The 10,881-nt window shown below is 31.0% G+C and carries 7 protein-coding genes and 1 tRNA gene; 6 read left to right on the top strand and 2 right to left on the bottom strand.

The genetic code is table 11. From position 1 onward, the window contains the following. Positions 1–191 precede the first annotated feature (191 nt). A complete protein-coding gene (rny, locus tag PLW95_02045) occupies positions 192–1,766 on the bottom strand; it encodes a ribonuclease Y (protein ID HOV21448.1) in 1,575 nt (524 codons plus the stop codon). Positions 1,767–1,925: 159 nt separating this feature from the next. Then, the gene (serA, locus tag PLW95_02050) at positions 1,926–3,500 is read right to left on the bottom strand and encodes a phosphoglycerate dehydrogenase (protein HOV21449.1); all 1,575 of its coding nucleotides are present in this window, start codon (positions 3,498–3,500) and stop codon (positions 1,926–1,928) included. Between the two features lie 200 nt (positions 3,501–3,700). Between serA and PLW95_02055 the strand changes: the two genes are divergently transcribed. The 6 genes from PLW95_02055 to PLW95_02080 all read left to right on the top strand — a co-directional run. Then, positions 3,701–4,966, top strand: coding sequence for a glycosyltransferase N-terminal domain-containing protein (locus PLW95_02055; GenBank protein ID HOV21450.1), 1,266 nt, complete (start codon positions 3,701–3,703; stop codon positions 4,964–4,966). Between the two features lie 87 nt (positions 4,967–5,053). Next, on the top strand, positions 5,054–5,905 hold the full coding sequence (locus PLW95_02060; protein ID HOV21451.1) for a glycine--tRNA ligase subunit alpha: 852 nt from the start codon (positions 5,054–5,056) through the stop codon (positions 5,903–5,905). A 50-nt stretch (positions 5,906–5,955) separates the two neighbouring features. Further along, positions 5,956–6,037, top strand: a tRNA-Leu gene (locus PLW95_02065). A 511-nt stretch (positions 6,038–6,548) separates the two neighbouring features. Then, positions 6,549–6,731 carry a hypothetical protein gene (locus tag PLW95_02070; GenBank protein ID HOV21452.1) on the top strand — a complete coding sequence of 61 codons (183 nt, stop codon included), beginning with the start codon at positions 6,549–6,551 and terminating at the stop codon, positions 6,729–6,731. Next, positions 6,721–7,242 carry a hypothetical protein gene (locus PLW95_02075; GenBank protein HOV21453.1) on the top strand — a complete coding sequence of 174 codons (522 nt, stop codon included), beginning with the start codon at positions 6,721–6,723 and terminating at the stop codon, positions 7,240–7,242. The genes PLW95_02070 and PLW95_02075 overlap by 11 nt, the downstream gene beginning before the upstream one ends. Continuing rightward, a partial coding sequence (locus PLW95_02080; protein HOV21454.1) for a M28 family peptidase occupies positions 7,232–10,881 on the top strand: 3,650 nt, incomplete at its 3' end. The genes PLW95_02075 and PLW95_02080, both read left to right, overlap by 11 nt.

Consider the following 10,881-nt stretch of genomic DNA (forward strand, 5'->3'; position numbering starts at 1 on the left):
AATAGAAAAAGAAGAGAAAAATAAAAGATGTGTTGGAGTAGATTTTTATTTGACATAACAGGGGTTATTTGTTATTGATTTGTAAAACTTGTTATTTGTCGGTGTAAATGGAATGGAGATGAGAAAGAATTATTGTAAGGATATCTTAGGTAGCCCGATTCATATTGAGAATCGGGCTACCTATAAATAAATTATTTAGCAAAATCAATTTCCCTTTTTTCTCTTATTACAACAACTTTAACCTGTCCTATAAACTCTAAATTTTCTTCTATTGATTTTGCTATTTCTCTTGCTAAATTTTTTGCCTCTTCATCAGTTATAATTTCTGGCTTTACTATTACCCTTATTTCTCTCCCTGCTGAAATAGCATAAGCAGTATCAACTCCTTTGAAAGAAGAAGCAATTTTTTCAAGGTCTTCAATTCTTCTTAAATATTTTTCAAGTGTATCTCTTCTGGCTCCTGGTCTTGTTGCAGAAATTGCATCTGCGACCTGAGTAATTACTGTGTAGGGTTTTGCTATATTTATATCTTTATGATGATATAATGCTGCCTCAATAACTTCTTCTTTTTCACCATATTTTTGTAAAATTTCTGCTCCTATTTCAGGATGTGCACCTTCAACTTCTTGGTCAACTGCCTTTCCTATGTCGTGGAAAAGGGCTGCTCTTTTTGCAATTTTGGGGTCAAATTTAAGTTCTGATGCAATCATCCCTGCAAGAAAAGCACTCTCTTTTGAATGAATAAGAACATTTTGCCCAAAACTTGTTCTATACTTCAATTTACCAAGTATCTTAATTAATTCTGGATGCACATTTTCAATTCCAACTTCAAATACAGTATTATTGCCCTCTTCAACCATTTGTTCTGAAAGGTCTTGTTTAACTTTTTCAATTACTTCTTCAATTTTTCCAGGATGAATTCTACCATCAGAAATTAATCTTTCAAGAGCAACTCTTGCCAGTTCTCTCCGATAGAGATTAAAAGAAGAAAGAGTAACTGCTTCTGGTGTATCATCAACAATAAGGTCTACTCCTGTTAATGATTCAAAAGCCCTTATGTTTCTTCCTTCCCTTCCTATAATTCTTCCTTTAATTTCATCGTTAGGCAAACTAACAACAGAAACAACACTTTCACTTGCTTCCTCGGGAGCAAGTCGTTGCATTGCACCAAGAAGTATTTCTCTTGCTTTTTTTTCTGAATTTATTTTTGCTTCTTCTTCTAATTTTTGCTGGAGTTTAATTGCTTCTTTCTTTGCTTCTTCTTCCATAAGTTTCAAAAGTTGATTTTTTGCCTCTTCTCTTGGAATTCCTGCTATAGTTTCTAATTTTCTTTTTTCTTCTTCAATCAAAGATAACAGAGACAATTCTTTTTGTTTTATTTCTTCCTGTTTTTTATTTATCTCTTCCTGTGTTTTTTCTATTTCCTCACTATGTTTTTCAATTAACTCCGCTTTTTTTTCTAAATTCATTTCCCGCTGTTGTAGACGCTTTTCTTGAAATTGCAGTTCTTTCTTCTTATTCCTTGTTTCTTTTTCAAACTCATTTCTCAATCTGTATAATGTTTCTTTTGCCTCAATATCAATTTCTTTCTTCTTACTTAATGCAAGGTTCTCTGCTTCATTAATGATTTCTTTTGCTCTTTTTTCTGCTGTTTTTATTGTTCTTTCAGCAATAAATTTTCTCCACAAATAACCAATTAAAACTGCAATTGCTCCCCATAAAATAAATAAAGGGATAACTAATTTTAAAGTATTTATAGTGGACAATTTAAACCACCTCCTTTACTTTCGCTGTTTTACAGCAAATTAAGTAAAGGAATCATCCGGCAGGACAAAATGAATGAGGAATTAGTGAACTAATTTTTAAATTTATCTTTATTAATCTATATAATTTTTCACTTTTTTTCTTTTTTATTTTCATTTTCGTCATATAATTACCAATTTTACTGAATTTATTGCCGGAAATTCCTTTATCTTATTTAATACCTTTTTATCTATACTCTGGTCAAGATTTAAAACTGTTATTGCTGGACCACCTTTCTTTTTTCTACCAAGTGTCATTGATGCAATATTAACTCCTTCCTTGCCAAGAACTGTTCCAATATGTCCCATTATTCCAGGAGTATCTTCATTATAACAAACAAGTAAATATCCTTTTGGTGATGCATCTACTGAAAAACCATCAATTTTTACTATTCTTTCTTCTTTATTTTCTAATATTGTCCCAGAAACAGATATACTTTTCCCATTGCTTACTTCAACTGTTATAAGATTTACAAATTCGCCTCCTGTTTCCTGCCTTGATTCTCTTAAATTTATTTTCTTCTCCTTTAAAATAAGCGGAGCATTAACAACATTAACTCCATAATTTTTGAAAAGTCCCATTATAATGTAATATCTAACAAGAGTTAGGTCATAATGAACAATTTCTCCATAATAATTTATTACTATATTTTTTATTTCTGACTCTACCATTTGAGAGAGAAAAGAGCCCATTTTTTCCCCTAATGAAAGATACCCCCTTAATTTTTTCATCGTTTCTTCATCAAGATAAGGAACATTTGCTGAATTTCTTACAACTTTTTTTGTAATTGCCTCAACAATTTGTTCTGCTAATTGGACTGCAACATTTTCCTGTGCTTCTTCTGTTGAAGCGCCTAAATGAGGAGTAACAACTACCTGTTCTAATTCAAGTAAAGGTGAATTTTCAGGTGGCTCTTTTTCAAAAACATCTAAACCAGCACCTTTCACTTTCCCTTTTTTTATATATTTATAAAGTGCATCTTCATCAATTATTCCTCCTCTGGCACAATTTATAATATAAACACCTTCTTTCATCATCTCAAATTCTTTTTCTCCAATCATATGATATGTCTGGTCTGTTAAAGGTATATGAAAAGAAATAAAATCTGCCTGTTTTAATAAACCATCTAAACTAATAATAGTTACCCCCATTTCTCTTAAAGCTATTCCTTCTACAAAAGGGTCATAGCCAATTATTTTCATTCCAAATCCCTTCCCAATAGAAGATACTCTTTTCCCAATTCTTCCAAGCCCGATTATTCCAAGTGTTTTATTATGAAGTTCTGTTCCCATAAATTTTTTTCTTTCCCATTTTCCACTTTTTACATGATAATTAGCAGCAGGTATATTCCTGACAAGTGATAGCATAAGAGCAATTGCATGTTCAGCAGCAGAAATGGTATTTCCTTCAGGGGCATTCATAACAATAATTCCATGAGCAGTGGCTGCTTCAACATCAATATTATCCAATCCAACTCCTGCTCTTCCAATTATTTTAAGGTTTTTCCCTCTTTCAATTACATCCTTTGTTATTTTTGTTTCACTTCTTACAACGACTACATCATATTTTTCTATAATATCAAGAAGTTCTTCTACCTTTTTTTTCCCAACCTGAGTAACTTCAAAACCCGCTTTTTCAAGAACTTTTATTCCTGCCTCTTTAAGCGGGTCAGTTACAAGCACTTTAATCTTATCCATTTTTCTCTCCTTCATTTTATAGAAGCAAAATTATCACTTTTGTCCTAGTTTGATAAATTATACTACCCTCTAAAAAAATGTCAAATTAGTGAATTTAGTATATCAAATTGGTATCATTTATTTTGTTACTCCCACTTCTCAAATTCTTTACAAGATGTTTTTTTTATTGTAAATTATCACATCACTACAAAAGGTTAAAAATGTTTTATTTTCTAATTTATGATTTTGTTTTTTTTATTGTTCTTACCTTATTTTTCCCATTTATCTGGAAAAAAATAAGAACAGAAAAGGACTACCCTGGTACATGGAAAGAAAGGTTTGCAATATACAGGAATAACTTAAAAAGGGGAAAAAGAAAAAGGGTCTGGCTTCATACTGTTTCTGTTGGAGAATTTTTATCAATTACACCCCTAATAGAAAAATTAAAAGACATTGATATTGATATAATTGTTTCTTTAACAACGAAGACAGGAAGAAAAGTTGCTATAAGTAAAACCCCTGAATTAAAATATATTTTTTTTCCTTTTGATTTTTATCCCATTATGTTTAAAGCAATATCCTTTTTGAAACCAGATATTATCGTAATTGTTGAAACAGAAATATGGGTGAATTTAATCAGAATCAGTAAGAGAAAAAACATCCCTGTTGTTATGATAAATGGGCGTCTTTCTCCAAAATCATTTAGAAGATATAAAAAGTTAAAATTTCTGACAAAAAGAATACTTCCTCATTTTGAGAAAATTGCGATGAGAAGTGAATCAGAAAAAAGGAAAATAATTTCCTTAGGTGCAAAAAAAGAAAAAATTAGAATATGTGGAAGTATGAAATTTGACCTTGCTTACCAGATGGGACAAACAATAAATAGTGATGAATTTAAAAAATCCCTCAATCTTGGTATAGATAAAAAAATTATTGTTTTTGGTTCAATACATCCAGAAGAAGAGGAAGAAATATGTAAAATATCAAAAGAAATAATTGAAAATTATCCTGAGTGGGATGTAATAATTGCCCCAAGATTTCTTGACAGAAGTAAAATTTTTAATGTTTTAACAGAGATGAAATTACCGTATGTTAAAAGAACAGAAATAAGAGAAAATTTTAGAATTCTTGTTGTTGATACGTATGGGGAACTTAATAATTTCTATTCAATTTGTGAATTTGCTTTTGTTGGAGGAAGTTTAAATAGATGGGGAGGACAGAATCCAATTGAGCCAATTGCATTTAAAAAAGTGGTTATATATGGAAAAGATAATTGGCACTTTTTTATTGAATGGGAAAAAATTAAAAAAGGTGGTGGAGGAATTGAAGTAAATGACTTCAAGCAGTTAAAAGAAAAGGTGTTATTTTTAATAAAGAACGAAAATATAAGAAAAAAAATGGGAGAAGTTGCTTATAAAATTCTACTTCAAAATACAGGAGCAACTGATATAAACTTTGATATTATAAAGGAAACATTAGGGATATAGATATAAAATAATAAAAAGTTTTTATAAAACATTATAATCCCTATTGTGAATTTGACAGTGGGTGATTGTCCTGATAAAATCAAAAATATGGAATTTCAAAAAGTTCAAAGAAAAATTGAAGATTTTTGGCTCAAAAAGGGATGTGTACTATGGCATCCTTATAATGTTGAAGTTGGAGCAGGGACTTTAAACCCTGCAACTTTTTTTGGTATTCTTGGAAATAAAAAATGGAGTGTTGTTTATTTAGAACCATCTGTGAGACCTGCTGATGGAAGATATGGAGAAAATCCTGTTAGATTATATATGCACCATCAGATACAGGTAATAATAAAACCACCTCCTGCCAATATCCAGGATATTTATATTAAAAGTTTAGAATATATAGGACTTAAAAGAAATGAACACGATATAAGGTTTATTGAAGATAACTGGGAAGCACCAACACTTGGAGCATGGGGAGTTGGATGGGAGGTTTGGATTGATGGGCTTGAAATTACACAATTTACCTATATGCAGCAAGTAGGAGGAATTGATTTATTTCCTCCTGCTATTGAGATAACTTATGGGCTTGATAGAATTGTAAAGTTTATTCAAAAAAAAGAAAATATTTATGATATTGTATGGGCAGGTGGCATAAAATTTGGCGATATACAGAAAGCAAGAGAAAAAGATTATTCAATATATAGTTTTGAAATTGCAGATACTGAATTTATATTTAAATTATTTGATATGATTGAAAAAGAGATTGAAAAGGTTCTTGAAAAAAATGTTTTATATCCCGCTTATGATTATGTTTTAAAATTATCTCATATTTTCAATATCCTTGATGCCAGAAAAGCAATAAGTGTTAGTGAAAGAGTTAGATATATTCAGAGAGTGAGAAAATATGCAAGGAAATGTGCTCAACTTTACATAGAAAGAGGGGAAGGTATAATATAAACTGAATAATCAGAACTTTCTTCTTGTAGAGAAGTATGGTTAGGTATAGAGCCGGGATGGTGGAATTGGCAGACACGTACGTTTGAGGGGCGTATGGCTTATGCCGTGGGGGTTCAAATCCCCCTCCCGGCACAGAGAAACAAGAAAGAAGATATTTGAAAACAAAAGAAAAGGAATTAAAACCACACGGCATAAAAAGGGTATGGGAAAAAACTTTTTCCCATATTTATAGTAATACATTTCGCATTGGGGGTATCGTTGGGAAAGGGGAATCACCCCTGTCCCAGGAGCGAAAGCGACGCCGTGGTGGGTTGACCCCCTCCCGGCATTGCAATCATCTTTGATAGGGGATTTAATAAAATCCCGTAAGCATAACTTATCGCTTCGGCGTAGGGATGGTCTGTAAGCAAAACTCTAAACCCTTCTGTGTAAGACAATCCATCCCGGCCTTCCTTTGATAAAGGAAGGAGTAGTTTCCCCCTTTGGAAAAGGGGGTTAAGGGGGATTTTAATTTATATATCCGCCAAAAAACGCAGGATACTATAAAACGTTTTTTGTACCTTGGGATTAAAATATAAACTTAATAAATATTTACAATATTTATAAAAAAAGTATAATAAAAAACTTAGGAGAAAAAAGAAAATTGGCAAAAACACCTTTATGGGAAGATATTTTAATAATAATTTCTATTTTTTCTGTTTGGCCTGCTATTTTAAGAAAAGAAAATATTTTTACAAAGGTTATAATGTTTTTTGCTTTCTTTTTACTTATCTGGGTTTTTATAAGGCGTCTCAAAAGATTTAATAATATGAATAATGAAAAATAAATTATTTTTTTTATTCTTTTTGCTTATTTTTTTAGCAGGATGTTCTTATGAAAAAGAAACATTTAGAAAATTGGAAAAGCAGGGAGATACACTTTTCTCACAGGGTAGAAAAAAAGAAGCAATTGAAAGATGGCAGGATGCCTTAAAATTCAAAAAAACTAGTTGTATTTATGAAAAAATGGTTGTTACACTTATAATGGAAAGAGAAAATGAGCAAGCAACAATGTGGGCTGAACAGGGTTTGACATATTTTCCTGATTGTTGTAATCTTATATATAATTTATCTTATTTATGCCTATTAGAAAAAAATTATGATAAATGTCTTAAAAATATAGAGAGGCTACTGGCAATAAATGAGTATTATCCCGAAGCACATTTTATGAAAGGCATGATTTTTGAGCAAACAGGCAGGATAAAAGAAGCAAAAGAAGAATATGTAAAAGAGATTAATATAAATCCTGGCTGTAAAAAAGCATGGAAAAAAATAAAGGAGATTGGAGATGAAAAGTAAAAGGTGTTTTTTGTTTTTATTGTTTGCTGTTTTTTTATTTTTATATTCAATTTCCTATTCAGAAACATTGACTGATTATTTAAAGTTTTTCTCTTCTTTCAATTCAAGAATTCCTGGTTATGAGGGTAATAAAAAGTCAGCAGAATATATTGAGGAAAAATTTAAAGAGATTGGATTGGTAAATGTCAAAAAGGAAGAGTTTTTTACTTCAATTCCTATTGAAAAATATTCTTATATTAAAGTTGGAAATGAAGAAATAAAAATTTATTCCTTATGGCCAAATCTTGTAAGAACGACAACTCTTCCACCAGAAGGTCTTGAAGGAAAACTTTTTTATGCTGGTAAAGGAGACCTTAAAAATTTAGATGGGAAAGATATTGAAGGAGGTATTGGTGTTCTTGATTTTGATTCTGATGATAGTTGGACCACACTTGCAGGATTTGGAGTAAAAGGATTTATATTTTTAAGTTCTCCAGATATAGAAAGGAAAGAAGCAGAAAAGAAGTTTTTAAGAATACCAGTTAATGTTCCTAGGTTTTATGCAGGGGAAAATTCAGATAAAATAAAGGCACTTGCAATAAAAGAAGAAAAAGTTAAGTTATTTTCAAAAGTTGACTGGGAAAATGTTCCTAACTACAATATTTATGGAACAATTGAAGGTAATGACCCAAAACTCAAAGATGAAATAATTCTTTTAGAAAGTTATTATGATAGTATAAGTGTTGTACCCTCTATTGCTCCTGGGGCTACTTCTGCATGTGGTATCTCAACACTTTTAAAACTTGCAGAGTTTTTTGCAAATAGTCATCCCGAAAGAACTCTTGTTTTTCTTGCAACTTCTTCTCATTTTGAATATCTTAAGGGTATAGATAATTTTATTCAGAATCATTCAAGAAAAGAAGAACCATTTTTTTCAAGAATTCCCAAAAAAGAGAAAATATTACCAGCCCTTTCTATTTGTTTAGAACTTTCAGATGGTTCAGATGAACTCGCAATATGGCATAATTCCTATGATTTTTATAAACAGAGATATTTTGCTCCATTTGCTAAAAAATTTCTTTCCTATTCAGAAAAAGTTTGTACAAAACTTGGGGTTGACCCACAAACAGCCCTTATGAATGGAGTAAGTCCTGAAAAAGGAATAATATGGCAAACATTTCTTCCAGAAGCAATAAGAACCGATGGCGAGTACCTGATTTTATCAGGAAACCCTGCAATTTCATTTGTTACTGCAAATGATGGAAGATGGAGAGTTGATACACCTGTTGATACATTTGAGAATCTTAATTTAGAAAATATCGAAAAACAATTTATATTTCTTCAAAACATTCTGGATATTGCATTAAATGACAAGGACTTTTTCCCTGATACAGAACTTGAATTAAAAGATACTATGTCAAGTTTAATTCCAAAAATTGTAACATTTAATCCTAAAAAAAGTTTTGTACCAAACGACCCTGTTAACGAAGGTCTTGTAGTTCCTCGTATGATTTATTATAATCCTGGCCTTTATTCAATGAAAACATTTATAGGGGTAAGAGGAGACATTATTGAGATGACCAATAAAGATGGTGAAGTTAATATTTCAAGATTCTCAAAATTCTCTCCACCACTAGAAGTTTATATTTATGCGTTTTTCATTGATAAAAATACAGGAGAAATAACTTTAACAACTGACCTTGGTGTAAATGGAGACCAACAGTATCCTATTAAAACCTTGATTGATTACAAAGAGAAAAAGAAAACAACTGTGCTTTTTAAATGTAAACCAATATCATTATTTGGATTAATTGACCCTCAGTATCTTGTTTCATTAGATAAATTAGATGTTTTTGACCTTTCGAATTCTACTCCTGATGCATACGGGTACTATCTTGAATATCCATTATTTATTCCTTTTATCTGGTCATCTGATTCTGAACCAGCCGGTTGTATTTTTGCAAAATTTAATTCAAAAATAAAAGTAATTGGAGAATCAGGACCATTAGGCAAGCGACTTCTCCTTCTCAATTCAAAACAAACATTAAATAACAAAGAAGATGCAGAAGGACTTGGTTTTGATGTAGATAGTATTGAGGCAATTTACAATATTCCTTATCAGGGCGCAAAAGATATGATAATCCTGGATACTTATAGAAGAGTAAACTTTGAAAAGTATGGGATTAGAAATGAAAGATTAAAGGACTTACAAATTGCCTCAAATGAATTTTTAGAACAAGCAACGAAAGCAAAAAAAGAGAAAAAATGGTATGATTTTTTAAAATTTTCAAGGCAGGCGCAGGCAATTGAATCAAGAGCATACCCAGATGTAAAAGGAACTGCTAATGATGTTGTTAAAGGTATTATTTTCTACTTCATACTTTTGCTTCCCTTTGCATATTTTGCAGAAAGATTGTTTTTTTCCTTTTCAAAACTTGAACAGAGAATTGCCGGTATATCAGGAATATTTCTTGTGGTGTACTGGATAATGCGACTTGTTCATCCTGCTTTCAAACTCACCAACGCACCAGAAGTAATACTTCTTTCTTTTATTGTTCTTGCTCTTTCTGTTGTTGTTCTTTCAGTTATTACTTCTAAATTTGAAGAACAGATGCAGAGAATGAAAAGAGAAACATCCAATGTTTATGAAACAGATGTCGGAAGAATAACTGCTACTACTACTGCTTTTTCCTTAGGGGTAGCAAATATGAAAAGAAGAAAAGTTAGAACAATGCTCACAGCAATTACTTTAATACTTCTAACATTTACAGTACTATCTTTTACTTCAATAAAATCATATCTTAAATTCAACCAATTATTAAGACCAAATACTCCACCATACACAGGAATTTTATTAAGAGACCGCTCATGGGCTCCTTTACAAAAATTTGCTCTTCAATATACGGAAGATGAGTTTTCTTCAAATAGTATTATTTCACCAAGAGGATGGTATGTCCTTAGCCAATTAGGAAATAAAACTGCTGTGGAAGTAAAATGTGGTGATGAAATATTTCTTTCTTCTGGAATTTTAGGGTTATCTCCTCAAGAAAGTGAAATTTCTCCTATTAAAGACACAATTATTTCTGGGAAATGGATTGAGGGGAACAGTGAAAATAATGTTTTAATTTCTAAAAAAATAGCAAATGCACTTAAATTAACAAACGAAGATATTGGAAAAACATTGAATATATATGGGAAACAATTTACTTTAATAGGAATATTTGACGGGAAAAAATTAGGACAGATAAAAGATATGGACGATGAACCAATTACTCCTGTTGATTTTTCTTCTTTACCTGAGAAAGAAGTAAATAAAATGAAGATGGAAAAATCAGCTCAGGTTTATACTTCACAGGCAAAATTACAGACATTTACCCATGTAGAAGGTGAAAATACCATTATATTGCCTTATAAAACACTTTTAAAAATGGGTGGTACTCTGCACTCAATTGCTGTTAAATTTTCTCCAGAAATTACCTCACCTGCAACTACTGTTGAAAACTTCATTACAAAACTTGCTATTATTCTTTTTGCTGGCTATGAGAATAAAACATTTGTATATAGCAGTATGGGAATGACATCCTTTGCTGGTTTAACTAATTTGATAATTCCAATTTTAATTGCTGCTTTAATTGTACTTAATACAATGTTAGGTTCTGT

Source organism: bacterium, from assembly GCA_035370465.1.
Lineage (GTDB): Bacteria > Ratteibacteria > UBA8468 > B48-G9 > JAFGKM01 > JAGGVW01.